This is a genomic window from Rhodanobacter ginsengisoli (assembly GCF_042657065.1).
GTDB classification, from domain to species: domain Bacteria; phylum Pseudomonadota; class Gammaproteobacteria; order Xanthomonadales; family Rhodanobacteraceae; genus Rhodanobacter; species Rhodanobacter ginsengisoli.
The window spans coordinates 91174-105975 of record NZ_JBHSNF010000004.1; the positions used below are offsets into that span (position 1 = coordinate 91174).

General features: G+C 65.1%; 16 protein-coding genes. 11 read left to right on the forward strand and 5 right to left on the reverse strand.

Translation table 11 applies throughout. From position 1 onward, the window contains the following. Position 1: 1 nt before the first annotated feature. Complete coding sequence (locus ACFPPA_RS16500) at positions 2-199, reverse strand: helix-turn-helix transcriptional regulator (RefSeq protein WP_377321903.1); 198 nt, start codon at positions 197-199, stop codon at positions 2-4. Positions 200-232: 33 nt separating this feature from the next. Then, positions 233-850, reverse strand: a complete 618-nt coding sequence (locus ACFPPA_RS16505) for a hypothetical protein (protein WP_377321905.1) — start codon at positions 848-850, stop codon at positions 233-235. A gap of 404 nt (positions 851-1254) precedes the next feature. Here ACFPPA_RS16505 and ACFPPA_RS16510 point away from each other — a divergent pair, with 404 nt between their 5' ends. From ACFPPA_RS16510 to ACFPPA_RS16525, 4 genes are all read left to right on the forward strand, one after another. Next, a complete protein-coding gene (locus ACFPPA_RS16510) occupies positions 1255-1794 on the forward strand; it encodes a fimbrial protein (RefSeq protein ID WP_377321906.1) in 540 nt (179 codons plus the stop codon). Positions 1795-1895: 101 nt separating this feature from the next. Beyond that, positions 1896-2621 (forward strand): fimbrial biogenesis chaperone, encoded by a 726-nt coding sequence (locus ACFPPA_RS16515; protein WP_377321908.1) that lies wholly within the window; start codon positions 1896-1898, stop codon positions 2619-2621. Beyond that, on the forward strand, positions 2618-5401 hold the full coding sequence (locus ACFPPA_RS16520; RefSeq protein ID WP_377321909.1) for a fimbria/pilus outer membrane usher protein: 2784 nt from the start codon (positions 2618-2620) through the stop codon (positions 5399-5401). Before ACFPPA_RS16515 ends, ACFPPA_RS16520 begins: the two co-directional genes overlap by 4 nt. Then, complete coding sequence (locus ACFPPA_RS16525; RefSeq protein ID WP_377321910.1) at positions 5398-6414, forward strand: fimbrial protein; 1017 nt, start codon at positions 5398-5400, stop codon at positions 6412-6414. The genes ACFPPA_RS16520 and ACFPPA_RS16525 overlap by 4 nt, the downstream gene beginning before the upstream one ends. A gap of 20 nt (positions 6415-6434) precedes the next feature. Here the strand turns inward: ACFPPA_RS16525 and ACFPPA_RS16530 are convergent, their stop codons facing one another. Together ACFPPA_RS16530 and ACFPPA_RS16535 are read right to left on the reverse strand one after the other, a co-directional pair. Further along, positions 6435-6791, reverse strand: a complete 357-nt coding sequence (locus tag ACFPPA_RS16530) for a fimbrial protein (protein WP_377321912.1) — start codon at positions 6789-6791, stop codon at positions 6435-6437. A gap of 297 nt (positions 6792-7088) precedes the next feature. Then, positions 7089-7835, reverse strand: a complete 747-nt coding sequence (locus tag ACFPPA_RS16535) for an FAD-binding oxidoreductase (RefSeq protein WP_377321914.1) — start codon at positions 7833-7835, stop codon at positions 7089-7091. Between the two features lie 92 nt (positions 7836-7927). Between ACFPPA_RS16535 and ACFPPA_RS16540 the strand changes: the two genes are divergently transcribed. From ACFPPA_RS16540 to ACFPPA_RS16550, 3 genes are all read left to right on the forward strand, one after another. Beyond that, positions 7928-8881 carry an ABC transporter ATP-binding protein gene (locus ACFPPA_RS16540; RefSeq protein ID WP_377321916.1) on the forward strand — a complete coding sequence of 318 codons (954 nt, stop codon included), beginning with the start codon at positions 7928-7930 and terminating at the stop codon, positions 8879-8881. Continuing rightward, a complete protein-coding gene (locus ACFPPA_RS16545; protein ID WP_377321918.1) occupies positions 8878-9654 on the forward strand; it encodes an ABC transporter permease in 777 nt (258 codons plus the stop codon). Before ACFPPA_RS16540 ends, ACFPPA_RS16545 begins: the two co-directional genes overlap by 4 nt. A 100-nt stretch (positions 9655-9754) precedes the next feature. After that, on the forward strand, positions 9755-10474 hold the full coding sequence (locus tag ACFPPA_RS16550) for a pseudouridine synthase (RefSeq protein WP_377321920.1): 720 nt from the start codon (positions 9755-9757) through the stop codon (positions 10472-10474). A 7-nt stretch (positions 10475-10481) separates the two neighbouring features. Here the strand turns inward: ACFPPA_RS16550 and tsaD are convergent, their stop codons facing one another. Then, positions 10482-11546 carry a tRNA (adenosine(37)-N6)-threonylcarbamoyltransferase complex transferase subunit TsaD gene (tsaD, locus tag ACFPPA_RS16555; protein ID WP_377321922.1) on the reverse strand — a complete coding sequence of 355 codons (1065 nt, stop codon included), beginning with the start codon at positions 11544-11546 and terminating at the stop codon, positions 10482-10484. A 68-nt stretch (positions 11547-11614) separates the two neighbouring features. On the opposite strand from tsaD, the gene rpsU reads away from it, so the two are divergent. The 4 genes from rpsU (at position 11615) to dnaG (ending at position 14796) form a co-directional block, all read left to right on the forward strand. Beyond that, the gene (gene rpsU / locus ACFPPA_RS16560) at positions 11615-11830 is read left to right on the forward strand and encodes a 30S ribosomal protein S21 (RefSeq protein WP_007081639.1); all 216 of its coding nucleotides are present in this window, start codon (positions 11615-11617) and stop codon (positions 11828-11830) included. 203 nt (positions 11831-12033) lie between these two features. Next, complete coding sequence (locus tag ACFPPA_RS16565) at positions 12034-12480, forward strand: GatB/YqeY domain-containing protein (RefSeq protein WP_377321924.1); 447 nt, start codon at positions 12034-12036, stop codon at positions 12478-12480. A 196-nt stretch (positions 12481-12676) separates the two neighbouring features. Then, entirely contained in the window at positions 12677-12850 is a 174-nt protein-coding gene (locus ACFPPA_RS16570; RefSeq protein WP_377321925.1) for a DUF1328 domain-containing protein, read from the forward strand. 209 nt (positions 12851-13059) lie between these two features. Then, positions 13060-14796: a DNA primase gene (gene dnaG, locus ACFPPA_RS16575; protein ID WP_377321927.1), complete on the forward strand. Its 1737-nt coding sequence runs from the start codon at positions 13060-13062 to the stop codon at positions 14794-14796. The last annotated feature ends 6 nt before the right edge of the window (positions 14797-14802 follow it).

The window sequence follows — 14802 nt, forward strand, 5'->3', positions numbered from 1 at the left end:
GTCATTCCTCACCCGGTACAAAAATCGATTCGATCGGACGGCCGAAAAGCCGCGCGATCTTGAACGCCAGCGGCAGGCTGGGATCGTACTTGCCGGTCTCGATCGCGTTGATGGTCTGCCGCGAGACGTCCAGCCGCTCGGCCAGATCCGCCTGCGACCAGCCCTGATCACCGCGCAGTTCGCGCACGCGGTTATTCATGGGCGGGCGCCGAAGCCATGCGTCGGCCGGGCATCACGACGCTTCGTGGTCGCCACGCCGCTGCCGGCGCCAATGCAGGATCGCCAGCAGCAGGCCCCATGCCGCCAGCGCCGCGCCGATGCCGCACAGCATGCCGAGCTGGTAGTCGCGCATCCGATGGCGCCCGAGCCAGGCGACGGCAGCGAGCAATCCGGCGATCAGCAGCAGCCGCCAATGCGAGGCGGCCCCGTCGCTGCACAGCACAGCGCCCCCGCCACCGTAGCGGCGACTGGCCCAGCCACGCCCCACTGCATACATCACCACCAGGGCAGGCCAGATCCAGATCAGGACCGCGCCATCCAGCTTGACGATGCCGGCTGCCGCCAGGAACCCCCCGGTCAGACTGAACGTGCTCACCACGGTCGTCGCCACGGCCAGGCCGATCAGGTGGATCCGCTGCTCCAGCTCGTCGCTGCCCTGCACCAGCCGGACCATGGCGCGCACCACAAAAAGCACCGGCACCACCGGCAGCAGGGCCAGCACGGTCGCCAGCAGCCGGCTTTGCACCTGCGGCAACAGCGGCCACAGGAAAAACATGATCAGCACATAGGCCGCGATCGCCGGCCAGAACTCACGCTGGTAACGCCGATGGAGCTGACGAACCTGACTCAAGGGACTCTCCGGTTGTATGTCAAGGACACTTGACAAATCGAGCTTAATCAAGCGTCAGCCTCATGTCAAGTTAACTTGACATTTCGCAGCAAACGCGTGATCCAAGTCTCACTTCAATGGAGGAATTGTGATTTCTATGTTAATAAAGGTGACGCAGTTCGCACTTTCCCGATGACAGTTTTTGTCAGGTATGTCCTACAACGCTACAGATGCCGGTCGCCATCTGGAGCCAGCGGATTCTGGGAAGTCAACCCCGATGCCCGCGAAATCGTTTACATGATATTTGGCATGCAGCTTGCTTTAACTCCTGCCAAAACCTGCTATGAACCGGGCTGCTAACGAAACAGCCCTCAAACAACTTCAGCCTTCCAATCAAGAATCTCCACCCAATTAGGAAAGAACGCATGAACAAGACCCTGCTCTCCGCCGCCCTGATTGCCAGCTTCGGCTTTGCCGCCTTCGCTCCGAGCACCGCACGCGCCTCCGACGGCACCATCACCATCAATGGCCAGGTCAACGCAGCAACCTGCACCGTGGCCGTCACCGGCACCTCGGGCTCCACCGTGACGCTGCCGACCGTAGCCACCACGGTGCTCGGCGCTGCCGGCAACACGGCAGGCCAGACGGCCTTCAGCATCGGCTTGACCGGCTGCAGCTCTGGCGTGACCAAGGCCGCCACCTATTTCGAGGCCGGCCCGAACGTCAACGCCGCCGGTCGTTTGAACAACAGCGGCCTCGCCTCCAACGTCAACGTGCAGCTCGTCAACAGCGATGGCACTACACCGATCGTCATCGGTTCGGCCGCCCCGAGCAGCGGCGTTGGTTCTTTCGCGGTGAGCGGTGGCACCGCCACGCTGAACTATTTCGCCCGTTACTACGCCACCGGTGCCGCCGGTCCCGGCGACGTAGCGACCAGCGTCACGTTCTCGATGGTCTACAACTAAGCGCCACCCCGGGCACCATCTCGAGCCATCGAGATGGTGCCCGATCGCTTTGATCAACAGTTTCCCTTGAGGTGCTTCCGATGAAGAATTCAGTCTGCGCCGTGGGCGCGGCTTTCCTCGCGATGTGCCTCTGCATCTCGGCTGCTGCACACGCCAATGTCCTGATCGCCGGTACCCGGGTAGTCTTTCCGGCCAAGGATGGTGAAGTCACGCTGCGGCTGACCAACGACAACACCAAGCCCGCGCTGGTCGAGGCCTGGATCGATCGCGGCGATGTGCACTCCACGCCGGACAAGGTCGACACGCCGTTCCTGATCACGCCACCGCTGTTTCGCATGGAAGCGCACAAGGACCAGAGCCTGCGCATCATCTACATGCACGGGCGGCTGCCTGCCGATCGTGAGTCGCTGTTCTGGCTAAATGTGCTGGAAGTCCCACCCAAGCCGAGCGGCCCGCAGAGCGCGGACACGAATTTCCTGCAACTTGCGATCCGGTCGCGGCTGAAGCTGTTCTATCGCCCCGCTGATCTGCAAGGCGATTCGACGAAGGCACCAGCTCTGCTGACTTTCAAGGCTGCCGCTGACGACAAGGGTGTCGCGCTGCTGGTGCACAACCCTACGCCGTACTACCTCACCTTCGCCGACCTGACGGTGGATGTGGCGGGGACGTCATACGCAGCAGACACCGGCATGGTCGCGCCGATGGCCGACCTGCGCCTGTCCGTGCCGAAACTCAAGCAGGCGCCGGCTGCCGGCACTCCCATCCACTTCAACACGATCAATGACTACGGTGCCCTAGCGCCGCTCACGGCCACGGTCACGCCGTGACCCCAAGGCATGCCAGCGCCCATGCTTCGTTTGCATATGGCGGCTCCGCCGCCTGCAAGCGCGGTGTGCTGGGCGTGGCCATTGCCTGCGCACTTCTCGGCTGGATCCCGAATTGCCGGGCGGCCGCCTCGGCCTCGGCGACGGCCGCCACTGCCGATGGCAGCGGTCCGGTTGAAGCCGAATTCGACCGCAGCATGTTGTCCGGGGCGGGGCAGAACACGACCGACCTGTCGCGATTCGAGCGTGGCAACCCCGTGTTGCCGGGCACGTATCGGGTAGACATCTATCTCAATGACCTCTGGGTCGGCCGCAGCGATGTGCGCTTCGCCGCCAGCAAGCCGGACGCAAGCGCCACGGCATGCATCAGCAACACGCTGCTGGAGCAGCTCGGTCTGCCACTGGACAAACTGTCCGGCAAGCAGCGGGCCGCACTGGCCAACCCCGACTCGTGCGCGGACTTCGAAAGCCTGATTCCCGGGGCGAGCCTGACATTCGATCAATCCGGCCTGCGGCTCGACGCCAGCGTGCCACAGGCGTGGCTGGGACGTCGTCCGCGGGGTTACGTAAGCCCCGAAAACTGGGACGCCGGCGTGCCGGCCATGCTGCTCAACTACAACTTCAACAGCTATCGCAGCAGCAATGCCGGCTTCGCCCAGACCTCGGCCTACCTCGGCCTCCGGGCGGGCGTGAATCTGGGCCTGTGGCACCTGCGTGAGGATTCGGCGCTCAACTGGCAGTCGGGCGTAGCTGGCCAGCCTTCGCGTCGGCAGTGGCAGAACATCGACACCTACGTGCGTCGTGATCTGCCGGCCTGGCATGCCGCGCTTACGCTGGGGGACGCCTATACCAGCGGTGACCTGTTCGACAGCGTCCGCCTGCGCGGTGTGAGCATCGCCACCGATGACCGCATGCTGCCGAACTCGCTGCGTGGCTACGCTCCCACCGTGCGCGGCGTGGCCGAAAGCAACGCCAAGGTCAGCGTGCGTCAGAACGGCGTGGTGATCTACGAAACCACCGTCTCGCCGGGACCGTTCGTCATCGATGATCTCTACCCGACCGGCTACGGCGGTGATCTGCAGGTCACCGTCACCGAGGCCAACGGGCGGGTGAACACGTTCTCCGTCCCGTTCGCCTCGGTGCCACAGCTCTTGCGCCCGGGCGTCTCCCGCTTCAACGTCGCGCTCGGCCAATTGCGCGATACGTCCATGCTGCACACCCCGCTGCTGGCGGAGACCACCGTGCAGCACGGCTTCACCAATCTGCTGACCGGCTACGCCGGCCTGGTCGGTACCAGTGGTTATTCCGCAGCCCAGATCGGGACCGCGCTGAACACACACTATGGCGCATTCGCGATGGACCTGACCGCCGCACATACGGTCATCCCGGGTCAGTCGAGCCTGACGGGCCAGAGTCTGCGATTGAGCTACAGCAAGATCCTGCCCGAGACCAACACGTCATTGACCGTGGCCACCTACCGCTATTCCACCAGCGGTTACCTGGGATTGCGCGACGCCATGCTGGCACGCGACTACGCGCGTGGCGGCCTCTACCCCGCGGGTACCGATCCCTTGCTGCTGTCGCAGCTCAACGGCGGTGCTCCGACCAACCTTCCCGGCGTGCTGACTCCGGCCCAGCGCAACCTGCTGCTGGGCAGCAGCGGACTCGACCCGATCACCGGGCAGCTTGATCGCCAGCGCAGTCGCTTCGACCTCACCCTCAACCAGCAGCTGGGCACCCGCGGCGGCGCGTTGTATGCCAGCGGCTCCGCCCGCGACTACTGGAACCGCACCGGTACCGACCTGCAATTCCAGCTCGGCTACAACAACCGCTTCCATCGGCTGAGCTACAGCATCTCGGCCACCCGCGTGCGCGACCTCGACCAGCATTACCGCAACCAGTATTTCATCAGCTTCTCTCTGCCCCTCGGCGAGCGTGCCTACGCGCCGAACCTCACCGGCAACCTCAATCGCGACGACAGCGGCCGCGCGCTGGAACAGCTGTCGGTCAATGGCAGCGCGGGCGTCGACAACCGTTACAACTACGGCGCCACTGCATCGCATGGCGACGGTGCCGGCACCGCGGCCAGCATCTACGGTGGCTACCGTGGATCCTATGCGCAGCTCAATGCCAGCTACGGCAGGGGCAGCGGCTACTCGCAGGCTTCACTCGGTGCATCCGGCGCCATCGTGGCCTATCCGGGTGGCATCAGCTTCGGCCAGTCGATCGGCGATACCGTCGGCATCGTGATAGCGCCGGATGCAGCCGGAGCCCGGGTCAACAACACGGTAGGATTGCGGGTCGACCATTCCGGCCATGCGCTGGTGCCCTATCTCACGCCCTACAACCTCAACACGGTGGAGCTGGATCCCAAGGGCATGCCGCTCAATGTGCAACTGGAGGCCACCAGCGCCCAGGTGGCACCCTACGCCGGATCCGTGGTGATGTTGCGTTTCAAGACCAAGGCCGGGCGCATGCTGATCGTGCAGGTACGCATGGCCGATGGCAACGCGGTACCGTTCGGCTCCGAAGTGGTCAATGCCGGCGGACAGGTACTTGGCGTCGTCGGTCAGGCCGGACACATCCTGTTGCGCGGGGTCGGCGACGCCGGCGCACTGACCGTGCGCTGGAAGAACGACGCGGGCGTCGCGCGCGCATGCTCGTTCGCCTACCGGGCAGCACCGGCGACGGCTGCACCCGGTTCGAGCGGCTACACGACGGTCAACGCTACCTGTCAGATGACAACTCCCACAATCGCCACGGCCGACCGAGGGCAGCCATGATCCATACGAGCCGATGGTATCCAGCGCCGGCAGAAGACGGTGGAATTCCCGGCAGGCATCCGCCTGTCGGATATGCTTACGCCGTCGTCCTGGTGCTGGTACTCATGCTGGGCATGTGCGAACGAGCCCATGCCGACTGCAGTTTCAACGGCAACAGCAGCACCGGAACCTACTTCGTCACCCTACCCACGACGATCACCGTCGATCCCAATGCTGTCGTAGGGGACACGATTTACACGTCGTCACCCACAGGCATCAGCCCAACCGTCACTTTCAAATGCAGCGGCAGCGGCAATGCATGGGGGCTGCAGAATATCGCCACCGCCAACACCCCGCCCAAGAACGTGAACCTGTTTGAAAGCGGCGTGGCTGGCGTGGGCTACCGGATCTTGCAAAAGGGCAGCTACATCTACCCCTATCCCTATTTCAGCCTGGATGGCAGCAAGTCGTGGCAGGAATCTGACGCGGTCACCATCGAGTTGGTCAAGACTGGCACCATCAACAACGGCAGCCTCTTGCAGACGGGTCAGCTCGCCAGGTTCCAGGCGGGCAGCAGCACCGGCCAGATCACCGACGCCGTCATCCAGATCACCAACACCACCACCTTTGTGGCGCCGGCCTGCACGGTAACCACAAAGAGCATCACCGTCACGCTACCTGCTGTTTCGAACGTCAACTTTTCTGGCGTGGGCTCGGTCGCTGGCACCACGCCGTTTGCGATCGGCCTGACCTGTTCATCCGGCACGACATTGCGAATCCAGCTGGATTCACCTGCAGCCGTTGCAGGCAAGCCGGGCGTCATCGCCCCATCCAGCGGGGGGGCCAACGGAATCGGCGTGCAATTGCTGGACAGCACCGGCACGGCGGTGAACTTCGGCAGCGCGCAGACCGTCGGCGCGACTCCGAATGGCAATCTCTCCGTGAATTATTTTGCTCGCTACTTCCAGACAGGCACCCCGGTGGGAGCGGGGGCAGTCCAAGCCAGCGCGACGTTCACATTGTCCTATCAATAAGCCACGCCTGATCCCGCCCCCTAGTCGTAGGTTTGGGTGACCAAGCGGGCAGCCGCAATATCGGCGCCACCTTCCTTGACATAGCCAGCGAAATATCGCAGCAGACGATCCGGCGTTTCGGTTGAAAGATGCGTAATGTTCAGTGTGTAGGCCTGCGGAGCCACAGAGGTAACGCCAGAGGCGCCAGCACAGGCAACCCGAGAGGGCGCCGGAACCGCGCTCGCCATATCGAGATTCCGCTGGTCGACATGACAGGTGGGTTCAACGATGGCGCCAGAAAATATTACCCGGCCATCCGCCGCCCTGGCGTTCAAGGCAACAAGGCTCAGTGCAAGCGCACATCCCACCAGGCTGAAGCTGAAAAACGGACCTGTCATACCGTTCACCTCTTGAGGTGCACTCCGCAGATTGCGGGGCCTCATGAGTGGCTCTCGGCCGGTTCGGTACGATCTTGACGGGGCTGGAGCCACCGGCTCTCGGTAATGAGACGGAGGTCACACTATGCGGTGATATCCGGACGCTGGGCCGCGGTCAGGCTCGGTCTCCGGGGACGCCCATATAGGCGCGCAGGACGTGAAACGGCCGTGATCAATCGCCAGACAGGCACCCGCGATTCCGTGACAGGCGGAACCAGCGGGCTGTCAATGGTATCGGCGCTGCCGGACCAAACTTGATCAACGCGAGCTGATGTATTTCTCGCGACGGATCTGCGGTACCGGCAGGCCGAACTCCTTCAGCGTGGCGAACGCCGCGTCGACCATGTTCGGGTTGCCGCACAGGTAGGCGATGTCACGCTCGGCGCTGGGGCCCAGTTCGGCCAGCACGTTCTGCACGTGACCACTCCGATCGGTGGAACGTGGCACGGCCCGCGCCTGGCGGCTGAGGCAGCCGTGGAAGATGAAGCCGGGGTGGCTCTGCGCGAACGCCTCGAACTCCTCGCCATACAGAAGCTCGCCCTCGTTGCGTGCGCCATACAGCAGCACCACTTCGCGGCCCCCGCCGGCCAGCAGCTTCTCGATCTGCGGCAGCATCGCGCGGTAGGGCGTGACGCCTGTGCCGGTGGCCAGCAGCAGGTAGCGCGGGTGGGTGTCGGTCGGCTGCAGGCAGAATCGACCGTACGGGCCGCTGGCCTCGATGACGCCGCCATGCGGCAGTTCCCCGAGCAGCCTGGTCGCCGCGCCGCCTTCGACATAACTCACCGCGATCTCGATGCGTTGCACCGGCGAGCTGCCGTCGCCGACCGTGGCCACCGAGTAGCTGCGCTTGGTCGCGGTGCCGTCGTCGTAGTGGAAGTGGACCTGCAGGAACTGGCCCGGCTGGAATGCCAGCGGCTGGCCGTCGACCCGCTCGAACACGAGGTGACGCACCGCCGGGGCGAGCATGAAGCTGTCGACGAGACGGAGCTGGAAGTGGTCGGCCATGGGGGTTCCCGGAACGGTGCGTGCGCCGGGCAGGGCCGGACGAAAGGAGACAGCCCCGTATAATAGGCGGCTTGACCCCCACGGTGCAGCCCATGTCCCCCACCCCCGCGCTTGTCGTAGACAATCTGCGCAAGACCTACAGCAATGGCGTCGAGGCCCTCAAGGGCATCAGCCTGACCGTTGAACCCGGTGATTTCTTTGCCCTGCTCGGCCCGAACGGCGCCGGCAAGTCCACCCTGATCGGCATCCTGTCCTCGCTGGTGAACTCCACCGGCGGCGACGCGCAGGTGTTTGGCGTGTCGGTCAACAAGCAGCGCAACGAGGCGATGCGGCTGATCGGGCTGGTGCCGCAGGAGATCAACTTCAACCAGTTCGAGAAGCCGTTCGACATCTGCGTGAACGAGGCGGGCTTCTACGGCATCCCGCGCAGGATCGCCGCCCAGCGCGCGGAGAAATACCTGAGGGAGCTGCGCCTGTGGGACAAGGCGCATCACCAGGCGCGCGAGTTGTCCGGCGGCATGAAGCGGCGCCTGATGATCGCCCGGGCGATGATGAACGAGCCGAAGCTGCTGATCCTGGACGAGCCCACCGCCGGCGTCGACATCGAGATCCGCCGCTCGATGTGGCAGTTCATCAGCGGCATCAACGCGGCCGGCACCACGGTGATCCTGACCACGCACTATCTGGAGGAAGCCGAGCAGCTGTGCCGCAACATCGCGATCATCGACCACGGCACGATCATCCAGAACAGCACCATGAAGCGCCTGCTGGCAACCCTGGACGTCGAAACCTTCGTGCTCGATCTGGCCGAGACGCCCGCCACGCTGCCGACCGTGGCGGGGATCACCCTGCACCGTATCGACGATCACACCCTGGAAGCGGAGATGGCGCGCAAGCAGGATCTCAACACGCTGTTCGCCGCACTCACCGACTGCGGCATCACGGTGAACTCGATGCGCACCAAGACCAACCGGCTGGAGGAGCTGTTCGTGCGACTGGTCGAGAACGGTCGACTCGAGCCGGCACGCCAGGAGAAAACCGCATGAGCACCTCGACCAACCTGGTGGCGCTGTACACCATCACCCGTCGCGAAATCATGCGCGTGGTGCGCATCTGGACGCAGACGCTGATTCCGCCGATGGTCACGATGACGCTGTATTTCGTGATCTTCGGCAAGCTGATCGGCAGCCGCATCGGCAGCATCGAGGGCGGCTTCACCTACATGCAATACATCGTGCCGGGGCTCGTGATGATGAGCATCATCAACAACAGCTACGCGAACATCTCCAGCTCGTTCTTCGGCGCCAAGTTCCAGCGCTCGGTGGAGGAAATGCTGGTGTCGCCGATGCCGAACTGGGTGATCCTGACCGGCTACGTCACCGGCGCGGTGGCGCGCGGCCTGGTGGTTGGCCTGCTGGTGCTGCTGATCGCGCTGTTCTTCACCAGCCTGCAGGTGGTGCACCCGCTGATCACCTTCCTGTCGGTGCTGCTGGGCGCCACCATCTTCGCCCTGGCCGGCTTCGTCAACGCGGTCTACGCGAAGAAATTCGACGACATCGCGCTGGTGCCGACGTTCATCCTGACCCCGCTGACCTACCTGGGTGGCGTGTTCTATTCGGTCAACATGCTGGGTGAGCCGTGGCAGGCGATCTCGCGGATCAACCCGATCCTGTACATGGTCAACGCGTTCCGTTTCGGCGTGCTCGGCATCAGCGACGTGGGCATCGGCACCGCCTTTGCGGTGATGCTGGCGTTCGTCGTCGGACTGTCGCTGATGGCGCTGCACCTGCTCAAGCGCGGCATCGGGCTGCGGTCCTGAGCGCAGGAAAGAGTGGAGAGGAGTGAGAAATGAGTAAAAGCTCCAGCCCGCCTCGCTTCCTACCTCTCGTTTCTCACTCCTCTTTACTCACTGCTGCCCCATGCGCGTAAACAAGTACATCAGCGAGGCCGGCCTGTGCTCGCGCCGCGAGGCGGACGAGCTGTTGCTGGCCGGCCGCGTCACCATCAATGGCGAGGTGGTCACGACCGGCGCCAAGGCGCTGGACGGCGACGAGGTGTGCGTGGATGGCGAGGTCGTGCGCATGCGCCAGCTGGCCGCCACGCCGGCGGCGAAGAAGGCCGTCTACATCGCCCTGAACAAGCCGGTCGGGATCACCTGCACCACCGAGAAGAATGTCGACGGCAACATCATCGATTTCGTCGATCATCCGCAACGGATCTTTCCGATCGGACGGCTGGACAAGGATTCGGAAGGGCTGATCCTGCTGACCAGCAACGGCGACATCGTCAACGAGATCCTGCGCTCGGAGAACCACCACGAGAAGGAATACCTGGTCGGCGTGAACAAGGCGGTCACCGACGAGTTCCTGGCCGGCATGGCCAGGGGCGTGCGCATCCATGGCCAGATGACCCAGCCTTGCCGGGTGCGCCGGATCGCCAGGTTCGGCTTCTCGATCGTGCTGACCCAGGGCCTGAACCGGCAGATCCGGCTGATGGCCGCCGCATTCGGCTACCGCGTGACCCAGCTGCGCCGCGTGCGCATCGACAACGTGAAGCTGGCCCATCTCAAGGTCGGCCAGTGGCGCAACCTCACCGAAGCGGAGCTGAAGGGCCTGCTGCCCGGTCGCAACCAGTGGTGACCGCGCGTTACGCCGCCGGCAGCGTCTGCAGATCCCAGCGCGGATGGACCTCCACCGAGGCATCCTGATGCTGGCCACTGGCCAGCCGGATCGCGCCGGCCAGGGCGATCATCGCACCGTTGTCGGTGCAGAAATCCAGTCGCGGAAAGTACACCCGGAACCCGTCCTTCGCCGCTGCCGCGGCCAGTTCGCCGCGCAATCTGCGGTTCGCGCCGACCCCGCCGGCGATCACCAGGCGGCTTGCCCCGCAGGCCTGCAGGGCGCGGCGGCACTTGATGATCAGGGTGTCGACGATCGCCTCCTCGAACCCGCGGGCGATGTCCGCGCGGGTCTGGTCGGCCTGGTCTGATTGCTGCCAGGCCAGCAGGACCTGGGTTTTCAGGCCCGAAAAACTGAAATCCAGCCCGGGCCGGTCGGTCATCGGCCGCGAGAAGCGGAACGCGCCCGCACGCCCCTGTTCGGCCAGTCTTGCCAGCGTCGGCCCGCCGGGATACGGCAGCCCCATCATCTTGGCGGTCTTGTCGAACGCCTCGCCGGCGGCATCGTCCAGCGTGTCGCCGAGGATCGTGTACTGCCCGATCGCCTCGACCTCGACCAGCATCGAATGGCCGCCGGACACCAGCAGCGCCACGAACGGCGGTTCCGGCGGGTCGTCCTCCAGCAGCGGTGCCAGCAGGTGGCCCTCCATATGGTGCACGCCGATGGCCGGCACCCCCAGCGCCCAGGCCAGCGCCCGCCCCGCGGACGCCCCGACCAGCAGCGCACCGACCAGTCCCGGGCCGGCGGTATAGGCCACCCCGCCCAGATCCTGCACGGTCAGTCCCGCCTCGGCCAGCGCCTCGCGGATCAGCGGCAGCAGCTTGCGCACGTGATCGCGGCTGGCCAGCTCCGGCACCACCCCGCCGTAGTCGGCATGCAGCTTGATCTGGCTGTACAGCGTATGTGCCAGCAGGCCGCCGCCCGGCGCCGCCGGCTCCCAGCGCAGCAGCGCCACGCCGGTCTCGTCACAGGACGTTTCGATACCCAGAATCGGCTTGCGCTGAAGGGACTTTGAAAATTCTTTGTTATCCACGGTATAATTCGCGGCTCACCATATTTGACTGTCCTGCAACCGCGGGCAGATTACCACTCGGAGTTTCCATGCCCAACGTAAAAGTTCGCGAGAACGAGCCGTTCGAGATCGCTCTGCGTCGTTTCAAGCGTACCTGCGAAAAGGCCGGCGTGCTCGCTGAAACGCGCAAGCGCGAGTTCTACGAAAAGCCGACCCAGGAGCGCAAGCGCAAGCGCGCCGCCGCCGTGAAGCGTCACCTGCGCCGCCTGTCGCGCGACGTCTCGCGCAAGGTCCGCCTGTACTGAGTTTCCCCTGATCCGGCCGATTCGGCGGATCCAGCGGCGCTGCGGCGCCGCCTGCACAGGAAACGCGGTCGGCGCGGGTTCTCGCAGCCACCGCAAACTCTCGGATTCGAACCGGCCGGTGTTGTCCCCAGGGACAACGCCGGCTTTGTCGTTTTCGTAGAATGGATACTCCGCCCGCCTCCCCCACTTCAAAGGCTCCCGCCATGACGCTCAAGCAGCAGCTCACCGAAGACATGAAGAACGCGATGCGCGGCGGCGAGAAGCATCGGCTGGGTGTGATCCGGCTGATGCTGGCTGCGATCAAGCAGCGCGAAGTGGACGAGCGGATCGAGCTGGACGATGTGCAGATCCTCGCCACGCTGGAAAAGATGCTCAAGCAGCGGCGCGATTCGGTCAGCCAGTTCGATGCCGCCCACCGCGAGGACCTGTCGGCGATCGAACGTGCCGAGATGGCGGTGATCGAGACCTACCTGCCGGCCAAGCTGGACGAGGCGGAGATCGACGCCCTGATCACCGCCGCGATCGGTGAAACCGGCGCCAGCTCGCCGCGCGACATGGGCAAGGTGGTGGCGGCGGTGAAGGAAAAGGCCGCCGGCCGCGCCGACATGGCCGTGGTCTCGGGCAAGATCAAGGCACGCCTGGCGGGCTGAGCTTCGGGTTCCGCGCAACGCCGGCAGAAACATCGGCAACCACTCCGTCAGCAGGCGGAACGCCCAGGGCTTGCCGGCCGGCAAGCACGGCGCCGGCAAGCTCGACCATGCATCGCGTTCACACCGGCTTGGTTACAAAACCTCCTCGACTCGCTGGATCTACCCCGCGCGAGCGATCATCGCGCAGGAGAAACACATGCTGAAGTGGGCCATCGTTTTCGCCGTCGTTTCGCTGATTTCCGGCTGGCTCGGCTTTGGCGGCGTTTCCGGCGCCACCGCCACGATCGCCAAGGTGCTGTTCGTGTGCTTCGTGATCCTGTTCGTGCTGGCCATGCTGGCCGTGATAGGCGTGTTCAGCATCGTGCTCTGACCGACCCGTCACGGATCGCGCAGGCACCACGCCGCGGACAGATAGTCAAACCCCGCCGGCCCGGAGCGGTGGCTGGGTGGATCCGCGCCGCCCAGTGCCTGGAGCAAGGCCGATCCGACCATCGCATCCCGCCCCGGCCGGAATTCCGGCCCAGGCTGGTGCAATCCGGTCGAGCCTCCCCGGCGGCAACCGACTAAACTAGCCCCCTTATGCGCGGCCTCATTCCCGACAGCTTCATCGATGAACTGCTTGCCCGCGTCGACATCGTCGACGTGATCGAGCGGCGCGTGCCGTTGAAGAAGGCCGGACGCGAGTGGACCGCATGCTGCCCGTTCCACAACGAGCGCTCGCCGTCGTTCTCGGTCAGCCCGGCCAAGCAGTTCTTCCACTGCTTCGGCTGCGGCGCGCACGGCAGCGCGATCAAGTTCGTGATGGACTACGACCGGCTGGAATTTCCCGATGCGGTCGAGGAACTGGCGCAGACGGTCGGCCTGAAGGTACCGCGCGAAGGCGGCCGCGAGGCCGCTCCGCGCGAGGACAAGACCGACCTGTACGCACTGCTCGACGGCGCCGCCAGCTGGTATGAGAGCGAGCTGCCGCGCAACGCCGAGGCCCAGGCCTATTGCCGCAAGCGCGGTCTCGACGCGGAGACCATTGCCCGTTTCCGCCTGGGTTGGGCCCCGGCCGGCTACGACGGCGTGATCAAGGCGCTGGGCAACAGCCCGCGGCGGATGGAGTTGCTGAATGAGGCCGGCATGGTCGCCAGCAACGAACGCGGCAGCAAATACGACCGCTTCCGCGAACGGCTGATGTTCCCGATCCTCGATCGACGCGGTCGGGTGATCGCCTTCGGCGGCAGGGTGCTGAGCGCGGAGCAGTCGCCGAAATACCTCAATTCGCCGGAGACCCCGCTGTTCCACAAGGGCCGCGAGCTGTTCGCGCTGTGGCAGGTCAAGCAGGCCAATGCGAACCTGCTGCGGATCGTCGTGGTCGAGGGCTACATGGACGTGATCGCCCTGCACCAGGCCGGGCTGCCGATCGCGGTGGCCACGCTGGGCACCGCGACCACGCCGGAGCACACCGAGGTGCTGTTCCGCGCCGCGCCCGACGTGGTGTTCTGTTTCGACGGTGACCGCGCCGGCCGCGCTGCCGCCTGGAAGGCGCTGGAATCGGCCCTGCCGCGACTGCGCGACGGACGCCAGGCGTATTTCCTGTTCCTGCCCGATGGCGAGGACCCGGATTCGCTGGTGCGCAAGGAAGGCCGGGAAGGCTTCGAGAAGCGCACCAAGGAAGCGATGCCGCTGTCGGACTACTTCTTCAACGAGCTGTCGCACGACGTGGACATGGCCAGCCTCGACGGTCGCGCCCGGCTCGCCGAACGCGCCCGTCCGCTGATCGCGAAACTGCCCGATGGCGCGTTCCGCGACCTGATGGCGCAGGAGCTGGAAAAGCGCAGTGGCGCGCGCGCCATATTGCAGGCCGATCCGGCCGCCCATCGCGCGCTGCAACGGCCGGTGGCTGTGCAGCGCAGCCTGGTGCGCAGCGCGATATCGCTGCTGCTGGCGCAGCCGGCGCTGGCCGATCAGGTCGAGAAGCCGTATCGCTTCCTGCGCCTGGACAAGCCCGGCGTGGAGCTGCTGGCCGAATTGCTCGACATCGCGCGTTCGCGCCCCGGCATCAACTCCGCCATGCTGGTGGAGCATTTTGCCGAGCGGCAGGAGTATCCCTCGCTGCAGAAGCTGATGGCGACGATCTCGGTGGGGGAGCCGGAAACCCAGCGCACCGAATTTCTCGACGCCCTGCTGCGGATGGAGGATCAGGCGACCACCCAACGCCGTGACGCCCTGCACGCCAAGATGAGCCAGGGCCCGCTGGACAGTGCCGAAAAGGCCGAACTGCGCGAACTGCTGGCAGCCCGCAACCGGTCGCCGGCCGCTTCGGCCTGATCCCGA

Coding starts and splice junctions, on each gene's coding strand:
- ACFPPA_RS16500 (WP_377321903.1), bottom strand. CDS start 199: ATGAATAACCGCGTGCGCGAACTGCGCGGTGATCAGGGCTGGTCGCAG.
- ACFPPA_RS16510 (WP_377321906.1), top strand. CDS start 1,255: ATGAACAAGACCCTGCTCTCCGCCGCCCTGATTGCCAGCTTCGGCTTT.
- ACFPPA_RS16525 (WP_377321910.1), top strand. CDS start 5,398: ATGATCCATACGAGCCGATGGTATCCAGCGCCGGCAGAAGACGGTGGA.
- ACFPPA_RS16530 (WP_377321912.1), bottom strand. CDS start 6,791: ATGACAGGTCCGTTTTTCAGCTTCAGCCTGGTGGGATGTGCGCTTGCA.
- ACFPPA_RS16535 (WP_377321914.1), bottom strand. CDS start 7,835: ATGGCCGACCACTTCCAGCTCCGTCTCGTCGACAGCTTCATGCTCGCC.
- ACFPPA_RS16540 (WP_377321916.1), top strand. CDS start 7,928: ATGTCCCCCACCCCCGCGCTTGTCGTAGACAATCTGCGCAAGACCTAC.
- ACFPPA_RS16545 (WP_377321918.1), top strand. CDS start 8,878: ATGAGCACCTCGACCAACCTGGTGGCGCTGTACACCATCACCCGTCGC.
- ACFPPA_RS16550 (WP_377321920.1), top strand. CDS start 9,755: ATGCGCGTAAACAAGTACATCAGCGAGGCCGGCCTGTGCTCGCGCCGC.
- rpsU (WP_007081639.1), top strand. CDS start 11,615: ATGCCCAACGTAAAAGTTCGCGAGAACGAGCCGTTCGAGATCGCTCTG.
- ACFPPA_RS16565 (WP_377321924.1), top strand. CDS start 12,034: ATGACGCTCAAGCAGCAGCTCACCGAAGACATGAAGAACGCGATGCGC.
- ACFPPA_RS16570 (WP_377321925.1), top strand. CDS start 12,677: ATGCTGAAGTGGGCCATCGTTTTCGCCGTCGTTTCGCTGATTTCCGGC.
- dnaG (WP_377321927.1), top strand. CDS start 13,060: ATGCGCGGCCTCATTCCCGACAGCTTCATCGATGAACTGCTTGCCCGC.